The organism is Allobosea sp. P2_A10 (assembly GCF_056405115.1).
The window spans coordinates 75344-91633 of sequence record NZ_JBFUCS010000003.1; the positions used below are offsets into that span (position 1 = coordinate 75344).

The following is a 16290-nucleotide window of genomic DNA, read 5'->3' on the forward strand; positions in this document are numbered from 1 at the left end:
GCGGCTTGTTCTTGTGCCAGACGTCATGGTCAGAACTGGTCGGCGCTCAGCGCCATGGTCGAATCCGCGCCGGTGGTGATCCGCGCCAGATGCGCCGCCGTCTCGGGCAGGCTGCGCTCCATGAAGAAACGAGCGGTGGCGAGCTTGGTGTTCATGCGCTCGGTCGAACCGTTGGCTCCGGCCTTGAGCTTGTCCTGCGCGACCTTGGCCATCTTCGCCCACATATAACCAAGCGAGACGAGGCCGAGCAGGTGCATGTAGTCGGTCGCGCCGGCGCCGGCGTTGTCAGGCTTGGCGAGCGCGTTCTGCATGAACCACATCGTCGCCTGCTGGAGATGGCCAAGCGAGACCAGAAGCGGCGCGAACAGGGGCTTCAGCACCTCGTCCCCGGCGTTCTCCTGCAGGAAGCCGCCGACCTCGTTGAAGAAGCTCATGATGGCGCGGCCGCCGTCACGGCCGAGCTTACGGCCGACGAGGTCCATCGCCTGGACGCCGTTGGCGCCCTCGTAGATCATGGCGATGCGGGCGTCGCGGACGAACTGCTCCATGCCCCATTCGGCGATGTAGCCATGGCCGCCATACATCTGCTGGGCCTTGACCGCGTTGTCGAAGCCGACATCGGTCAGCACGCCCTTCAGCACCGGCGTCATCAGGCCGAGCTGGTCGTCGGCGGCCTGGCGCTCGCCGGCATCGGCCGAACGGTGGGCGATGTCGGACTTCAGCGCATTCCAGATCACGAAGGCGCGCGCGGCCTCGTTGAAGGCCTTGATCGACATCAGCGTGCGGCGCACGTCGGGATGGACGATGATCGGGTCGGCCGCCTTGGCCGGCTCCTTGGCGCCGGTGAGCGCCCGGCCCTGGATACGGTCCTTGGCGTATGCGACGGCGTTCTGGTAGGCGACCTCGGACTGGGCCAGGCCCTGGATCGCGACGCCGAGCCTCGCCTCGTTCATCATCACGAACATGGCGTTGAGGCCCTTGTTCTCCGTGCCGATCAGCCAGCCCTGCGCGCCGTCATAGTTCATGACGCAGGTCGAATTGCCGTGAATGCCCATCTTGTGCTCGATCGAGCCGCAGGAGACGCCGTTGCGTTCGCCGACCGAGCCGTCCGCGCCCACGCTGTTGCGCGGTACGACGAAGAGCGAGATGCCCTTGACGCCGGCGGGCGCGCCCTCGATGCGGGCCAGAACGAGATGGATGATGTTCTCGGTGATGTCCTGCTCGCCGGCCGAGATGAAGATCTTGGTGCCGGAGATGGCATAGGAGCCGTCGCCGCGCGGCACGGCCTTGGTCTTGATCAGGCCGAGATCGGTGCCGCAATGCGGCTCGGTCAGGTTCATGGTGCCCGACCAGGCGCCCTCGATCATCTTGGGCAGATAGGTACGCTTCTGTTCGTCGGAACCATGGACATAAAGCGCCGCGATCGCGCCCGCCGTCAGGCCGGGATACATCGAAAAGGCCATGTTGGCTGAGGAGGCGAACTCGTTCATCACGGCGCCGAGCGTGTAGGGCAGGCCCTGGCCGCCATATTCTGGGTCCATCGCCAGGCCGATCCAGCCGCCCCCGGCGAAAGCCTCATAGGCCTGCTTGAAGCCTTTCGGCGTGGTGACGCTGCCGTCGGGATTGCGGACGCAGCCCTCCTGGTCGCCGGAGAGATTCAGCGGCTGCAGCACTTCCTCGCAAAGCTTGGCGCCCTCGCCCAGCACCGCCTCGACCACGTCGGGCGTCGCGTCGGCGAAGCCCGGCAGGTTGTTGTAGCGTTCGATGTTGAAGACGTCGTTGAGCAGGAACAGGGTGTCGTCGACGGGCGCCTTGTAAACCGGCATTTTATCCTCCCTCTCGTCGCAAAGCAGGTCGGTCGCGCATTCGCGATAGCACCGCTTCCAGATAGTTCACATATAAACTATCTCGGCGGAATCGCAAGAGGCAATCGCGATCTGGTGATCGCGGAGATGATCCTGACCCCGCTTTCGGGCGGGCGCAACGACATCTCGACAGCAAGAAGCCCCGGGCGCGACGCCCGGGGCTTGTTTTGCACGGCAGACGGAATTTTTAGCGAGACAGGCGCGTCAGGAGCGGCGTTGGGTCGCCTCGAGCTCGACGATCGCCTCGTCGATTTCCTTGCGCTGGGCGCGCAGCAGCTCGAGCTGCTCGGAGACCTGCTCCTGGCTGAGCTGGAGCCCGCCGACCGAAGCCGAACCCTCGGCGGTCGCGCCGCCCTTCTTTTCCTCGTTGGCGAGCATGGCGCGGATCTCGACGAGCGTGAAGCCGAGCTGCTTGCCCTTGAGGATGAGAGTGAGGCGGGCGCGGTCGCGGCCGGAATAGATCCGGGTCATGCCCGAGCGGGCCGGAGAAAGCAGTCCGCGGGACTCGTAGAAGCGCAGGGTGCGCAGGGTGACGTCGAAATCGCGGGCGAGGTCGCTGATGGTGAAGCCGCCGGCGAGATCGGCCTCGGCGGGCGTGGACTGGGACGAGCGGCCTTCAACAGTCGAAGAGGCCGCCATAGCGAGGCTGTGGCGTGACATGGGTGCATTCCTTGCGGGCTGGATTCGAATCGACCGGCAACACTGGCGGTCAGGATTCGTTGAGCCCCACATAGCGTCGCCCATCTCCTAGCGTCAGGTAATATCGACCTTCCCTCAGGTAAGTTACGGTTACGAGCCGGCTTCAAAGCCTTGCCGCAGCGGCAATTCGTAAAAAATTAACCGGACGCCCGTCGATCTTAACTCCCTGTTTACCATGCCCGCGAAAAGTCGGGTCTGCGGATCGGCGTCGCGTCAACGGCAACGTTATCTTCACGGATCGCCGAATTCGCAGGGACGGCAGCGGGATCAGGGGCCTGCACCGTCCAGACCAGGGACTAGGCCCCGCAGGCGAGCGACATCATGGCTACAAGCTTGCCCTGGAGCGTGAAGGGCGTCGACCCCCGCACCCGCGATGCAGCCAAGGCAGCAGCGCGTCGCGCCGGCATGACGCTTGGCGAATGGCTCGATCACAAGATCAGGGAAGAGGCCGAAGAGGGCGATTCCGACGGCGCGCCTCCCGAGCAGCTCGATATCGCGGCGCTATCGGAGCGCCTCGCCCGGCTGTCGCAAGGCCAGATGGACACCTCCTCGCAGGCCGCCGCCAGCGCCGCCCCCCGGCAGGCGACGCCTGCCCTGTCGCGCGACGACATCGAGGCCGTCATCAGCCAGGCCGCAAGCGCCGAGCGTTTGACGCGTGAATCCAGCGCGCAGACAGCCGGCGCGCTCGATTCGATCACGCGCTGGATCGAGAAGACCGAAAGCCGCATCACCTCCGGCGAACGCGCCGCGGCCGAGCGCCAGGAACGCGCGACCAACGTCATCGCCGACGCGATCAAGAGCATGGGCGAGCGCCTCGTCGATATCGAGCGCAAGAACGTAGAGGCCCAGCGCAAGCCGGCGCAGGCGCCGCGCCTCGCCTTCAGCCGCGATGGGCTGGCCGCAGCCGTCGGCGACATCCGCGCCCGCCAGCGCGCGCTGGATGTGGACAGCGAGCCGCAGCAGTTCCGCCAGACGACGATCCCCGAGAACCGCATCGCGGCGCTACGCCAGGATTTGCGCGAGCTGAGCGCCCGGATCGCGCCTGCGAGCCCGGCAGCCGAGCCCGCGCCCCGTCCGCGCCCCGCCGCCATCGAGCGTGCGCCGCAGATCACCCAGATCGACACAAGGCCGATCGAGGCCATGATTGCCGATCTCGGCTCGCGCCTCGACAGGCTGGACCGCCGCGACCGGCTCGACCCGGTCATGAAGCCGCTGGCGCGGATCGAGTCGGAGGTTTCGCGCCTCTCGCAGGAACGCTCGGGCGAAAGCTACGAGCGCTTCGAACTCGAAATCGCCCACCTCGCCGCCAAGGTCGATGCGCTTGCCGCGCGCGGCGGCGACCGCTCGGTGCTGGCTCCGGTCATGCGCGACATTTCCGAGTTGCGCGACATGATGTCGTCGTCGGCGAGCGATCCGCGCCTCGACGACCTGTCGCGCCAGGTCTCGACGCTGTCTTCCGAGATGACGCGGCTGCGCGACGTGCAGCCGGACGGCCGCGAGCTGCGCAGCCTCGCGCTGACGATCGAGGACGTCCGCGACGCCATCATGGCCGATCGCGGCCATGATCGCCATGCCGACCCGGCCCCGATGATGTCGTTGTCGCGGCAGGTCGAGGCGCTCGCCGGCAAGATCGACGCGCTGCCGGCGATGCGGCCCGACGTGATCAGCGCCCAGGCCGAACAGCTCGCCGCGAAGCTGAGCGCGATGGACGCCTCGGGACACGGCGTCTCCAACGTGTTGTCCGACCGTATCGAAGCGCTCGTGATCAAGCTCGAGGACATGGCAGGCCGGCAGCAGCCCAGCCAGCTCGAAAGCCGGATCGAAACGCTGCAGCAGCGGATCGAAAGCCTGGCCGAGCACGGCCCGACCGCCGTGACCCGGCAGATCGAGGCTCTGGCCGGGCGGATCGAAAATCTCGCCGCCTCCAGCAATCTGACCCAGCTCGTCAACGAGGGCAAAAACGTCCAGGTCGCCCGCGTCGACCTGCGCCCGATCGAAGACATGCTGCGCAACCTCGCCGAGAAGATCGACGAGGCCGGCCGTCCCGGCGCTGGCACCGATTCCTTCGACGCGCTGGAGCAGCAGATCTCCGGCATCGCCTCCCGGCTCGACACGGCAGCCGCGACGCGCTCGGCCGAGACCGGCATCGAACGGACGCTGCAGGATCTCGTCTTCCATCTCCAGACCCTGCGCCAGGACACCACGGACGCCGCCGAGCGCGCCGCCCGCGCCGCGATGGCCGACATGTCCGGCAAGGCAGCGCCGGGCGCCGGCATTGCCGAGCTCAGCAACCTGCTGACCGGTCTGCGCGAGACCCATGTCTCCTCGGGCCGCGAGACGCAGGATGCGATCGGCGCCGTCCACCAGACGCTCGAAACCATTATCTCGCGCCTTGCCAGCATCGAGGGCGAACTCGCGACCGAGCGACAGGCTGCACCCGCCGAGCGGCCGGCGATGTCGCCCCGCTCCGCCGAGAAGCCCCGCGCGCCCGTCATGCCGATGGCGCGGATGCCCGAATTGCCGGCCCATGTCAGCGTCGCGCTCGAAGACAGGATCGCCTCCGACCGGGTCGCACCGCCCCAGCCGGAGACGCCCTCGATGGCGTCGCTCGACCTGCCGCTCGAACCCGGCTCCGGCCGTCCGCGCGCCGGCGCGGCGCAGGCGACCGCGCAGGACCCCCAATCGATCCGCCAGAACCTGATCGCGGCCGCACGGCGCTCCGCCAAGGCTGCGACCGAAGCCGCGACGCCGCCCGCCGACACTGCCGAGCCCGCCAAGGGGGGCGGCAGGCTCAAGGAAATCATGGAGAAGCGCCGGCGGCCGATCCTGCTCGGCGTCGCCGCGGTCGTGCTCGCCATGGGCGCGGTCCATGTCGCGACCGGCGCGCTCCAGGGCGGCACAAAAATCGCTCCCGTCGCCAAGGAAAGCCCGCAGGCTCCCGAAGCCACGGTCGCCGCACCGCAGGCCGCCACGGAGATCGAGCCGGCCAAGCCGTCCCAGGATAAACCCGCCAAGGACCAGACCTCGGCGCTGCAGCCCGTGGCTCCCATCGCCTCCCTGCCCTCGATCGCAGGATCGGCGCTTGCGTCCGTCGCGACGCCCGACGTGACCGGGTCCGCGCCGATGCAGCTTCCCACGACCGCACCGGCCGTGAGCCAGGACACGCTCCAGCCAGTGACCGGCCTCGGCGACCTGCCCGCCAGCCTCGGCAGCAACGGCCTCCGGAAGGCGGCTCTCTCCGGCGACGCGCGGGCGGTCTACGAACTCGCCAGCAAGGCCGCCGACAGCCCCGGCGCGACGCGCGACCCCAAGCTCGCGCTACGCCTGTTCGAGCGCGCCGCCGTCGCGGGACTCGCGCCGGCGCAGTTCCGGCTCGGCAACATGTTCGAGAAAGGCGTCGGCGCGCCGCGCGACATCGGGCTCGCCCGGGTCTGGTACACGCGCGCCGCCGAGCGCGGCAACGCCAAGGCGATGCACAATCTCGCCGTCCTCCATGCCGAGGGCGTCTCGGGCAAGCCCGACTATGCCCAGGCGACCGAATGGTTCCGCAAGGCGGCCGAACTCGGCGTGCGCGACAGCCAGTACAACCTCGCGATCCTGCTCGGGCGCGGGCTTGGCGCTCCCGCCGATCTCGGGCAGTCCTATCTCTGGTTTGCCATCGCGGCGGGCCAGGGCGACGAGGACGCCGGCCGCAAGCGCGACGAAGTCGGCCAGCGCATGTCGCCCCCCGACCTTGCGGCGGCCAAGCTCTCGGTGGAACGCTGGAAGCCCAAGGCGCTCGAAGCCAACGCCAACGAGGTCGCTCCGCCGGCCAAGGGCTGGGACGAGACGCCGAGCGCCGCGACCAAGAAGCCGGCCAAGCCGCAGCGCGGCTGAACTGCGCAAGAGAGGGGCGCCGCAGGCGCCTCTTTCGCTTTCGTCCACAATGTCACGGTTTCGACGTGTTGACGGGCGAAGAGCAAAACCGCCAACCGGCGCATGCCCTCCCCGCCTCGCGACATTTATCTCCGCAGCGGCGATCGCCGCGTCGAGGATGATCCCCATGGCGGACGCGTTTCCGCGCCAGGGCATCATACCTTAACCCGATTGGTGCAGGATGGGACGATCGGGCGTGGCGCTCCTGCCAGATCGCGTCCGGGCGCGAGGACCAGGGATTGCAGATCTACCTCCCGATCGCAGAGCTTCCGATCAGCATCCTGATGGTGCTGGGCCTCAGCGGCGCGGTCGGATTCATCTCGGGCCTGTTCGGGGTCGGTGGCGGCTTCCTGCTGACGCCGCTGCTGATCTTCCTCGATATTCCGCCTGCGGTAGCGGTCGCGACCGTGGCGGCCCAGGTCGCCGGCTCCTCGACCACCGGCGTGCTGGCCTATTGGCGACGCGGCGCGCTCGACTTCAAGCTCGGTACGGTGCTCGTCACGGGGGGCATCCTGGGCACGGTGCTCGGCGTGCTGTTCTTCAACCTGATGCGCCGGCTCGGCCAGCTCGAGCTCGTCATCACGCTGTCCTATGTGACGCTGTTCACCATCATCGGCGGACTGATGCTCTATGACGCGGTGCGGGCGATGATGCGCGTGCGGGCCGGCAAGCCGGCGCGGCTGCGGCGACGCGCGGGCACGCATCCGTGGTGGATGGGCCTGCCGCTGCGGATGCGATTCCATCGCTCCGGGCTCTATGCCAGCGTGCTGCCGATCGCGGTGCTGGCCGTCGTGATCGGTTTCATCGGCGCGGTCCTCGGCGTCGGCGGCGGCTTCATCCTGGTGCCGGCGCTGATCTATTTCTTCCGCGTGCCGCCCGCTGTCGTGGTCGGCACTTCGCTGTTCCAGATCCTCGTGACGATGACCGGCGCGACCGTGCTGCACGCCATCACCAACCAGTCGGTCGACCTGATCCTGGCGGTGCTGCTGCTGGTCGGCGGCGTGATCGGAGCACAGTTCGGCGGGCGGGCGGCGCGCAACCTCAATGTCGAATCCTTCCGGCTGCTGCTGGCGCTGCTGATCCTCTCGGTCGGCCTGCGCTTCATCGTGGAACTCGTCGTGCCGCCGACCGAGGCATTTTCCGTCGTCGTGCCGGAGCGGGCGCGATGAGGCGGTTTTTCGCAGCGCTCGCCCTGCTGGCCCTATCGACACATCAGGCGCAAGCCGAGACGCTGATCGCGTCGATCTCGACGCATCAGATCCAGATCACCTCCAACTATGACGGCGACCAGCTCACCGTCTTCGGGCTGGTCGAGCGCGATGGACGCACCACCGGGCGCGCCGACCCCTACGACATCCTCGTCACCGTGCGCGGCCCAAGGCGGATGCTGCTGGTGCGCGAGAAGGAGCGGCTCGGGCCGATCTGGATCAACCGGACGCAGCGGCGTTTTCCCGAGAACTCGGTCTTCCTCTCGGTGTCCAGCAATCGGCCGCTCGGCGAGATCATGAGCGAGGAGACGGCGCGGCGCGATCGCATCGGGCTGGGCAATGCCGAGCTCCACCCCGATTCGGGGCTGGATTTCGACGTCACCACCGCCCGCTTCCGGGAAGGCATGGTGCGCATCCTGGAAGAGAAGGGGCTCTATTCGCTGGAGGAGCGCGGCGTCACCTTCCTCTCCAACACGCTGTTCAGCGCGCCGATCGAGGTGCCGGCGACCGCGCCGACCGGCACTTATGAAATCGAGATCGTGCTCTATTCCGGCGGCGTGCCGCTGGCGCGCCAGACCACGAATTTCGAGGTGGTCAAATCCGGCATCGAGCAGCGGCTGGCCTCGGGCGCGCATGACCAGCCCCTGCTGTACGGACTGGCGACGGTGGCGCTGGCGCTGTTCTTCGGCTGGCTGTCGAGCGTGGTGTTCCGGCGCGACTGATCAGCCGATCAGCCCGGCATATCCGTAAAACGGCATCATCGCCCCGGCCTCGATCCGTGTCAGACCCTCGGCGAGTTCGACGAGCCCGTCCGTCCGCGTCAGCGAGGTCAGTACGCCCGCCCCGTCACGCGGGTATTTCAGCGCAACCATGATGCAGTCCGGGCCGGTTGCGAGCGAAACGCGGAGATATTCGCGCCGGCCCGCCTTCTTGTCGTAACTGAAGCCGAGCCTGACCGGCAGCGGCGTCGGCGCGACGAAACCGGTGCCCGCCAGCCGCGCAATCAGCGGGCGGGCTACGAAAGCGAAGGTGACGAAGACCGCGACGGGATTGCCGGGCAGGCCGATGAAGTGGGTATCGCCGACCCTGCCCATCGCGACGGGCCGGCCGGGCTTGATGCCGATGCGCCAAAGCGCCAGCGAGCCGGCGCTTTCGACGGCGGCCTTGACGTGATCCTCCTCGCCGACGGAGACGCCGCCCGAGGTCAGGATCAGATCGCAGGAGGTGGCGGCCTCCGCCAGTCTTTGCGTCAGTCGATGCGGATCGTCGCGAAGAATGCCGAGATCGACGACCTCCGCCCCGGCGCGCGCAAGCATGGCCCGTAACAGGCTGCGGTTGGCGTCGTAGATCGCGGCGGGCGCGAGCGCTGCGCCGGGCTCCGTCAGCTCATCGCCCGTCGAGAAGAGCGCGACACGCGGGCGGCGGCGGACATCGATCCCGGTCATGCCGAGCGCGGAGAGCAACGCGAGGTCTTGCGGTCGCAGGCGCGTCCCCGCCTGCAAAGCTGTCTCGCCGCGCGCGATATCCTCGCCTGCCGGACGGGCATTCGCGCCGCGTTCAAGACCGTCAGGCAGGCGCAGGACGCCGCCGTCGAGCCCGATATCCTCCTGCATAAAGACCGTATCGGCGCCGGGCGGCAGCGGCGCGCCGGTGAAAACCCTGATGGCGACACCCTCGCTCGACACGCCCGATGCTTCGGCGCCGGCGGCGACCCGCCCCGAAAGCGCGAGCCTCGTCTCGCCCGCCCCGGTGAGATCGGAGAAGCGCACGGCGTAACCATCGACCGCCGAGTTGGCGAAGGGCGGCAGATCGAGGCCCGCGACGACGTCCTGCGCCAGCACGCGGCCATCGGCGTCAGCCAGTGCGACGCTCTCGGTCCCGGCGACGGGCGCGACCAGAGCAAGCGCGCGCTCCGTCGCCTGCTCGACGCTCATCAGCGTGCCGGCCACGGCGTCCTCGTCCCGGCTCAGCTGCGCCATGACATCCTCAGCCCCGCGCCAGCACGGTTGCGATCGGCTCTGATCCGGCGAGCGCAAGATCGGCGATGCCAGCGATATCGTCGAGACCGAGCACCGGCCGCCCGGCCATCGGGAACGCGATGTCGCTCGCGATGGCGATGATGCTGGGATCGTCGGGGTGCAGCGGCGGCTTGCCGTTGGCCGTGCGGTGAACCTCGATCTTGGCATGGGGATCGCGCTTGAAGCCCTCGATGATGACGAGGTCGACCGGCGAGAGATGGCCGAGCAGCTCCGGCAGGCGCAGCTCGGGCGCGCCGCGCAATTCGTGCATCACGGCCCACCGGACCTGCGAGGAGATCAAGACCTCGCGCGCGCCGGCCTCGCGATGGGCATAGGAATCCTTGCCGGGCGTATCGAGATCGAAGGCGTGGTGGGCGTGCTTCAGCGTCGAGACCGAGATGCCGCGCCTGGCCAGTTCGGGAATGAGGCGGGTCAGGAGCGTGGTCTTGCCCGCGCCGCTCCATCCCGCCAGACCGATCACGCGCATCGAGAGCCTTCGTGCAAGGACAAAACCGTGCTGGAATAAAACCGCGCGTCCGGCGCGCCCCGCTGTCATCTTTCAGTTCGCATCGCGTGGTCAAGCGGGCAAGGCTGCCGGAAGCCGGGCGCACGCCCTTTCCCGCGCAGCATCCGGGCGAGGCGAGCGCGGTTGCTACCGGCGCGCGAGCCATCATATGAAGCGCAGCCCTGCCTCGGAGTTTTCGAGCGCCATGACCACGATCCCGCTCAATCTGCGCGGTCTGAAATGCCCCCTGCCGGCGCTGCGGGTGCGCAAGGCGTTGAAAAGCGCGAAGACCGGGGCGCTGCTGGTCATCGAATGCACCGATCCGATGGCGGCGATCGACATCCCCAACCTGCTGCGCGAGACCGGCGACGCCATCGAGCACAGTGACGCCGAAGGCGGGCTCCTCGTCTTCCACATTCGCAAGGTCGCGGCGCACGCCAGCGACGCCGGAGTTTTGCAACAGTGTCCGTGACCGAAGCCGACATCCTGCGCGCGCTCGAACTGGTGAAGCTGCCGGCGAGCGGGCAATCGCTGACCAGTTCGGGACGCATCGCCAACGTGCTGATCGACGGCGGCAAGGTGATCTTCGCCATCGGCATCGACGCGACCGAGGCCGCCGCGATGGAGCCCGTGCGCAAGGCCGCCGAGAGCGCGGTTTCCGGATTGCCGGGCGTGACGCAGGTTCTCGTCGGCCTGACCGCCGACAAGGCCCCGGCATCGGCCGCCGCCCAGGCCCGCCATCAGGCGCATCGCCCTGCCGGCCCGGGCGGGCCGCCTCCCAAGGCCACGGGCGTTCCGGGCGTCAAACAGATCATCGCGGTCGCCAGCGGCAAGGGCGGCGTCGGCAAATCGACCACCACCGCGAACCTCGCGGTCGCGCTGGCTTCGCTCGGGCTCAAGGTCGGCGTCCTCGACGCCGATATCTACGGGCCCTCTGTGCCCAGGATCTTCGGCGTCAGCGGCAAGCCGCGCCTCGTCTCGGGCCGGACGCTCGCGCCGATGGAGGCCTATGGCCTGAAGATCATGTCGATCGGCTTCCTGATCGACGAGGAGACGCCGATGATCTGGCGCGGGCCGATGGTGATCTCGGCGATCACCCAGATGCTGCGCGAGGTCGCGTGGGGCGAACTCGACGTGCTCGTGGTCGACATGCCGCCCGGCACAGGCGACGCGCAGCTGACGATGGCGCAGCAGGTGCCGCTGGCTGGCGCCGTCATCGTCTCGACGCCGCAGGATCTGGCCCTGCTCGATGCGCGCCGCGGCGTCGCGATGTTCCGCAAGGTCGAGGTGCCGATCCTCGGCATCGTCGAGAATATGAGCTATTTCATCTGCCCGGAATGCGGCCACCGCTCCGACATCTTCGCCCATGGCGGGGCGCGCCATGAAGCCGAGCGCCAGAACGTGCCGTTCCTTGGCGAAATTCCGCTGGCGATGCCGATCCGCGAGACCTCCGATGGCGGCCGCCCGATCGTGGCGAGCGACCCCGACTCCGCCCATGCCAAAGCCTATCTGATGATCGCGCGGGAGGTCATGGCGAGACTTGCGGGCAGCCCGGTCCGGGCCGCGCCGCGGATCGTCATCGAGTGATTCCAGCGGCCGAAACAGCAGCGATCCAGCTAGATCGGGTGTTCACCCTGTTGCAGGGCGAACTGTCCCGTGGCGAGATGGCGCGCGACGCTGGAATAGCGGCGCGCGACCATGGCGGCCCTCAAGGCGGTGCTGGGAGGGTATCCCCGAGCACCGCAAACAGGCGTTCGGCCTCAGCAAAATCCTCAGGCGTGTTGGCGTTGAAGAAGGGATCGACCGGCAGGGCCGGCCATTCAGCGGATGCGCAGCCATGACGGGCCGCCCAGCGGGAGACCTTGCGCTCATCCTCGACCGTCAGCGCATGGCGCAACTCTTCGCGCAGCGAGACCGGCCAGAGGCCGATCACCGGATGCGCGCGGCCGCCCGACGCCGCGCAGGCGAGCGGAACGCCGGCCGCTTCGCGCGCGCCGTGCAGACGGGCGACGAGGTCGGGTGGGATAAAGGGCGTGTCGGCGGCGACGCTGACCAGCCATTGCAGGTGCGGTCGATGCTCCGCCGTCCAGTCGAGTCCAGCCAGAATGCCGGCCAATGGCCCGGCAAAGCCAGGCACATTGTCAGCCGCCATAGGCAAGCCATGGCCGGCAAAGCGGGCCGGATCGCCATTGGCATTGAGCAGCAGGCCATCGCATTGCGGGCCGAGGCGCGCGATCACATGGGTGAGGATCGCCCTGCCGGCGAGCATCCGCAGCGGCTTGTCGCCACCGCCCATGCGCCGGGCGAGGCCGCCGGCGAGAAGCAGACCGAGGGTCTCGGGATGGCCCGTGTCAGCCATGGCCATCGCGCTCCGGCCTCAGGCCGCGATCTCGGCCCGCGCCGGCGCCCAGGCCTCGACCGCCGGCATCTCCAGCAGCATCGCCCGGCAGCCACCGTCGCAATCGCCGGTGTTGTGCCGGGCGAGGCCGCCGAGCCGCAAGCCCCGCCGTTTCAGGCGCATGGCCAGATCGGCCATCAAGCCATCGATCGGAAAACCTCGGGCGTGGGGAATAGCGGCGATCATCATCGCCCGATTCATCCCATGAACGGTGCGATCCCGCCAGAGCGCTTTCGTCAGATCGACTTTTCGCCCGGAAATGGCCGCGCGAGATGCAGCGACAGTGTTGCACCGCCCCTACAGTCGCCCGCCTGCCCACGCGCTAAGGTTGGAAGGGGTTGATTGTCCGGCGCTTTTTCCGGGCGAACCCTGCCGGTTTGCCCTGATGATCCGCCGCAACGCCCAAGGCCCGCTCGACCCTGCCGCCGACGCAGCCGTGCTGCTGCGCCGCATCGGCTTCGCCACACTCGCGCTCGCGCTGCCGGTGGCCTCGCTGGTGTCTCGCCGCGCCGCCGTCGTGCTGGTGCCGATCGGGGTGATCCTGCTGGTGATATCGTCGCTGGTGGAGGAGCCGGGCTGGTTCACCGGCACGCTGAAGCGCGCCTTGACGAGCCGGCCGGGGCTGATCCTGCTCGGGCTCGTCGGCTGGGCCGTGCTCTCGCTGATCTGGAGCCCCTACACGACATCGGCGACGGAAAAGGCCGGCAATCTCGTGCTGGCGGTGGCGCTCGGGTTCTGCGGCACGGCGGCGCTGCCCGAACGCATGCGCGCCTCCAACCTCAATCTCGCCGCGCTGGGCACCGGGCTTGCGGCAATTTTCGCGCTGGCGCTGATCGTCTTTGCGGCGCTTCGTCGCTCGGAGGTCGAGGTCGGCAGCGTGGAGCGCGGCGTCAGCGTCGTGCTGATCATGGCCTGGCCGGCGCTGGCCTGGCTGCTGTCGCGCGCACGCGGCTTGAGCGCGCTGGGGCTGGCGCTTCTCGTCGGCATGCTCGCGTTGACGCGCTTCGAGGATGGCGAGGCGGTCGCGATGATCTGCGGCGCGGCGGCGTTCGGCGCTGTCACGGCCAACCGCGACAAGGCCGTTCCGATCATTGCCGCCGTCATCGCCGGCGTGATGCTGCTCGCGCCGATCCTGCCCTTCCTGCTGATCCCGATCGTGTCGCGCTTTCCCGAGAGCGCCGGCGATTTCGTGCTGGCGCTCGGCGTCTGGGCCGATGTCGTCAGCCGCGAGCCGGTCCAACTCGTCACCGGGCATGGGCTCGACACCGTGCTGCGTGGCCGGGTGACCGGCGCGCTGCCTCAGACGACGCCGACGACGCTGCTGTTCGAGACCTGGTACGAACTGGGAATCGTCGGTGCAGCCGCCGCCTCGATCTGCCTTTACTTCGCCATTCGCGCGGCAGGCCGAATGCAGGGCGCGCTCGCGGCCGGCGGCGTCGCCGCCTATACCACTGCGTTCGCCCTGACGGCGCTGGGTTTCGCTACGCTGCAACCCTGGTGGCTGATGACGCTGGCGGCCGTCGCGCTGCTCTTCACCGCCATCGCGCGCGGACAGTACCGCACCGAACGGCCGGTCGCCCCGCTGTCGGAGCCGCAAGCGCATAACCGGCGCAAGACCGATCGGCCGGCCGCGCCGACGAACAGCGTCTGAGGCGGTTCAGGCCGCCGCGACGCGGCCCTCGTTGACCGCATGGCAGGCGACCCCGTCGATCACAAGCGGGTTCTCGACACGGCAGCGCTCGAAGACCAGCGGGCAGCGCGGATGGAAGGTGCAGCCCGAAGGCGGGGAGATCGGGTTGGGGATTTCGCCCTTCACGCCCTCGCGCGCCTTGCCGGCCATGGCAAGGTCGGGCACCGCGTCGAGCAGCATGCGGGTGTAGGGGTGGCGCGGGTTCGAGAAGAGCTGCTTGCCGTCCGAGACCTCGACGAGGCGTCCGAGATACATCACGCCGATGCGCGTCGCCATGTGCCTGACGACCGCGAGATTGTGCGAGATGAACAGGTAGGTCAGGCCGAATTTCTGCTGCAGGTCGCGCATCAGGTTGAGGATCTGGGCCTGCACGGAGACGTCGAGCGCCGAGGTCGGCTCATCGCAGACGATGAACTCGGCGTTGGAGGCAAGCGCGCGGGCGATCGCGATGCGCTGGCGCTGGCCGCCGGAGAATTCGTGCGGAAACTTCTTCGCGTCGTCGGGGTGCAGGCCGACGAGCGTCAGCAATTCGCCGACCCGGTCGGCGATGTCGGCTTCGCCCTGGACGATGTCGAAGGCGCGGATCGGCTCGGCGATGATCCTTCCGACGCGCCAGCGCGGATTGAGCGAAGCGTAAGGGTCCTGAAAGATCATCTGGATGCGCCGCCGCAGACGCTGGCGCTCCTGCGCGACATTGACGTCGTTCATCGAGATTCCGGCGATCGCGACCGTGCCTCCCGAGGGCGGCAGCAGGCCCACCACCATGCGCGCCACCGTCGACTTGCCCGAGCCGGACTCGCCCACGAGCGCGAAGGTCTCGCCGCGGCGGATGTCGAAGGAAACGCCATCGACCGCCTTGAGATATTGCCGCGGCGCCTGCTCCAGCACGCGGTTGAGCCAGGGCTTCGAGACGTCGAAGACGCGGCGCAGATCGCGCACCTCGATGAACGGCCGTTCGGGAGGGCTCTGGCTCACGCCGCGATCTCCGGCTTGTCACGCGAGGATTGGGACGCATCGTAGAGATGGCAGGCGACCTTGCGGTCGCCGACCGCGATCAGTTCCGGGCGCTCGACATGGCAGCGTGCGAAGACCTGGCCGCAGCGGGGATTGAAGGCGCAGCCCTTCGGGATCGCCGAGAGGCGCGGCATGGAGCCTGGAATCTGCACGAGCCGGTCGGTCTCGCCCTCGAGCGAGGGAATCGCGCCCATCAGCCCCCTTGCGTAGGGATGCAGGGGCTCTTTCACCACCTCGCGCACCGGCCCGATCTCGGCGATGCGCCCGGCATACATCACCGCGACCCGGTCGGCCGTCTCGGCGATGACGCCCATATCGTGGGTGACCAGCATGACCGAGGTGCCGCGCTCGGCGCAGAGCCGCTTGATCAGCGCGATGATCTGCGCCTGCACGGAGACGTCGAGCGCCGTCGTCGGTTCGTCGGCGATGATGAACTCAGGCTCGGCGCAGAGCGCCAGCGCAATCACCACTCGCTGCCTCATGCCGCCGGAGAACTCGTGCGGATAGCCGTCGATGCGGCGCTCGGGCGCGGGGATGCCGACTTCGTCGAGAAGCGCGATGGCGCGCTTGCGGGCATCGGTGGCGTTGAGGTCGGTATGGGTCCGGATCGTTTCGATCAACTGCTCGCCGACGCGATAGAGCGGGTTCAGGCTGGTCAGCGGATCCTGGAAGATCATGCCGATGCGCTTTCCGCGCACCTTCCGCATCGCGTCGGGCGGCAGGTTGTCGATGCGCTGCCCAGAGAGCAGGACCTCTCCGCCAGCGATGCGGCCGGGAGGGTCGATCAGCCCGATGATCGCCGAGCCGGTGACGGATTTCCCCGCACCTGATTCGCCGACGACGCCGAGCACCTCGCCGCGCGCGATGTCGAACGAGATCGCATCGAGCGCGCGCAAGGTGGCGCGCCGCGTCACGAACTCGACGGTGAGGTCGCGGACCGAAAGGACGGGATCAGTCATCGCGGAAACGGCCATGGGC

Annotated in this window: 14 protein-coding genes; 6 read left to right on the forward strand and 8 right to left on the reverse strand. The window is 68.5% G+C overall.

From position 1 onward, the window contains the following. Nucleotides 1-29: 29 nt before the first annotated feature. Together AC1DZY_RS06315 and AC1DZY_RS06320 are read right to left on the reverse strand one after the other, a co-directional pair. Entirely contained in the window at nt 30-1826 is a 1797-nt protein-coding gene (locus AC1DZY_RS06315) for an acyl-CoA dehydrogenase C-terminal domain-containing protein (protein WP_476819235.1), read from the reverse strand. 243 nt (nt 1827-2069) lie between these two features. Next, nucleotides 2070-2525, reverse strand: a complete 456-nt coding sequence (locus tag AC1DZY_RS06320) for a MerR family transcriptional regulator (protein WP_476819236.1) — start codon at nt 2523-2525, stop codon at nt 2070-2072. Nucleotides 2526-2885: 360 nt separating this feature from the next. On the opposite strand from AC1DZY_RS06320, the gene AC1DZY_RS06325 reads away from it, so the two are divergent. The 3 genes from AC1DZY_RS06325 (at nt 2886) to AC1DZY_RS06335 (ending at nt 8409) form a co-directional block, all read left to right on the forward strand. After that, a complete protein-coding gene (locus AC1DZY_RS06325) occupies nt 2886-6440 on the forward strand; it encodes a tetratricopeptide repeat protein (protein ID WP_476819237.1) in 3555 nt (1184 codons plus the stop codon). A 278-nt stretch (nt 6441-6718) separates the two neighbouring features. Then, a complete protein-coding gene (locus tag AC1DZY_RS06330) occupies nt 6719-7648 on the forward strand; it encodes a sulfite exporter TauE/SafE family protein (RefSeq protein WP_476819238.1) in 930 nt (309 codons plus the stop codon). Next, complete coding sequence (locus AC1DZY_RS06335; protein ID WP_476819239.1) at nt 7645-8409, forward strand: TIGR02186 family protein; 765 nt, start codon at nt 7645-7647, stop codon at nt 8407-8409. The genes AC1DZY_RS06330 and AC1DZY_RS06335 overlap by 4 nt, the downstream gene beginning before the upstream one ends. On the opposite strand, the gene AC1DZY_RS06340 is transcribed toward AC1DZY_RS06335, so the two are convergent. Then, the gene (locus AC1DZY_RS06340; protein WP_476819240.1) at nt 8410-9666 is read right to left on the reverse strand and encodes a molybdopterin molybdotransferase MoeA; all 1257 of its coding nucleotides are present in this window, start codon (nt 9664-9666) and stop codon (nt 8410-8412) included. 7 nt (nt 9667-9673) lie between these two features. Then, a complete protein-coding gene (mobB, locus tag AC1DZY_RS06345; protein ID WP_476819241.1) occupies nt 9674-10192 on the reverse strand; it encodes a molybdopterin-guanine dinucleotide biosynthesis protein B in 519 nt (172 codons plus the stop codon). Nucleotides 10193-10415: 223 nt separating this feature from the next. On the opposite strand from mobB, the gene AC1DZY_RS06350 reads away from it, so the two are divergent. Then, the gene (locus tag AC1DZY_RS06350) at nt 10416-10682 is read left to right on the forward strand and encodes a sulfurtransferase TusA family protein (protein ID WP_476819242.1); all 267 of its coding nucleotides are present in this window, start codon (nt 10416-10418) and stop codon (nt 10680-10682) included. Further along, nucleotides 10673-11797, forward strand: coding sequence for an Mrp/NBP35 family ATP-binding protein (locus AC1DZY_RS06355; protein WP_476819243.1), 1125 nt, complete (start codon nt 10673-10675; stop codon nt 11795-11797). Before AC1DZY_RS06350 ends, AC1DZY_RS06355 begins: the two co-directional genes overlap by 10 nt. 121 nt (nt 11798-11918) lie before the next feature. On the opposite strand, the gene mobA is transcribed toward AC1DZY_RS06355, so the two are convergent. Further along, nucleotides 11919-12569 (reverse strand): molybdenum cofactor guanylyltransferase MobA, encoded by a 651-nt coding sequence (mobA, locus tag AC1DZY_RS06360; protein WP_476819244.1) that lies wholly within the window; start codon nt 12567-12569, stop codon nt 11919-11921. An 18-nt stretch (nt 12570-12587) separates the two neighbouring features. Continuing rightward, nucleotides 12588-12797, reverse strand: a complete 210-nt coding sequence (locus tag AC1DZY_RS06365) for a DUF2478 domain-containing protein (RefSeq protein ID WP_476819245.1) — start codon at nt 12795-12797, stop codon at nt 12588-12590. 196 nt (nt 12798-12993) lie between these two features. On the opposite strand from AC1DZY_RS06365, the gene AC1DZY_RS06370 reads away from it, so the two are divergent. After that, nucleotides 12994-14259, forward strand: a complete 1266-nt coding sequence (locus AC1DZY_RS06370) for a peptide ABC transporter permease (RefSeq protein WP_476819246.1) — start codon at nt 12994-12996, stop codon at nt 14257-14259. Between the two features lie 6 nt (nt 14260-14265). Here the strand turns inward: AC1DZY_RS06370 and AC1DZY_RS06375 are convergent, their stop codons facing one another. Beyond that, nucleotides 14266-15273 carry an ABC transporter ATP-binding protein gene (locus AC1DZY_RS06375; protein ID WP_476819247.1) on the reverse strand — a complete coding sequence of 336 codons (1008 nt, stop codon included), beginning with the start codon at nt 15271-15273 and terminating at the stop codon, nt 14266-14268. Continuing rightward, nucleotides 15270-16271 carry an ABC transporter ATP-binding protein gene (locus AC1DZY_RS06380; RefSeq protein ID WP_476819248.1) on the reverse strand — a complete coding sequence of 334 codons (1002 nt, stop codon included), beginning with the start codon at nt 16269-16271 and terminating at the stop codon, nt 15270-15272. Before AC1DZY_RS06380 ends, AC1DZY_RS06375 begins: the two co-directional genes overlap by 4 nt. Between the last annotated feature and the right edge of the window lie 19 nt (nt 16272-16290).

What these genes read in the sequence shown, in the direction of transcription:
- AC1DZY_RS06315 (WP_476819235.1), bottom strand. Translation starts at nt 1,826, where the DNA reads ATGCCGGTTTACAAGGCGCCCGTCGACGACACCCTGTTCCTGCTCAAC.
- AC1DZY_RS06320 (WP_476819236.1), bottom strand. Translation starts at nt 2,525, where the DNA reads ATGTCACGCCACAGCCTCGCTATGGCGGCCTCTTCGACTGTTGAAGGC.
- AC1DZY_RS06325 (WP_476819237.1), top strand. Translation starts at nt 2,886, where the DNA reads ATGGCTACAAGCTTGCCCTGGAGCGTGAAGGGCGTCGACCCCCGCACC.
- AC1DZY_RS06335 (WP_476819239.1), top strand. Translation starts at nt 7,645, where the DNA reads ATGAGGCGGTTTTTCGCAGCGCTCGCCCTGCTGGCCCTATCGACACAT.
- AC1DZY_RS06340 (WP_476819240.1), bottom strand. Translation starts at nt 9,666, where the DNA reads ATGGCGCAGCTGAGCCGGGACGAGGACGCCGTGGCCGGCACGCTGATG.
- mobB (WP_476819241.1), bottom strand. Translation starts at nt 10,192, where the DNA reads ATGCGCGTGATCGGTCTGGCGGGATGGAGCGGCGCGGGCAAGACCACG.
- AC1DZY_RS06350 (WP_476819242.1), top strand. Translation starts at nt 10,416, where the DNA reads ATGACCACGATCCCGCTCAATCTGCGCGGTCTGAAATGCCCCCTGCCG.
- mobA (WP_476819244.1), bottom strand. Translation starts at nt 12,569, where the DNA reads ATGGCTGACACGGGCCATCCCGAGACCCTCGGTCTGCTTCTCGCCGGC.
- AC1DZY_RS06365 (WP_476819245.1), bottom strand. Translation starts at nt 12,797, where the DNA reads ATGATGATCGCCGCTATTCCCCACGCCCGAGGTTTTCCGATCGATGGC.
- AC1DZY_RS06370 (WP_476819246.1), top strand. Translation starts at nt 12,994, where the DNA reads ATGATCCGCCGCAACGCCCAAGGCCCGCTCGACCCTGCCGCCGACGCA.
- AC1DZY_RS06380 (WP_476819248.1), bottom strand. Translation starts at nt 16,271, where the DNA reads ATGACTGATCCCGTCCTTTCGGTCCGCGACCTCACCGTCGAGTTCGTG.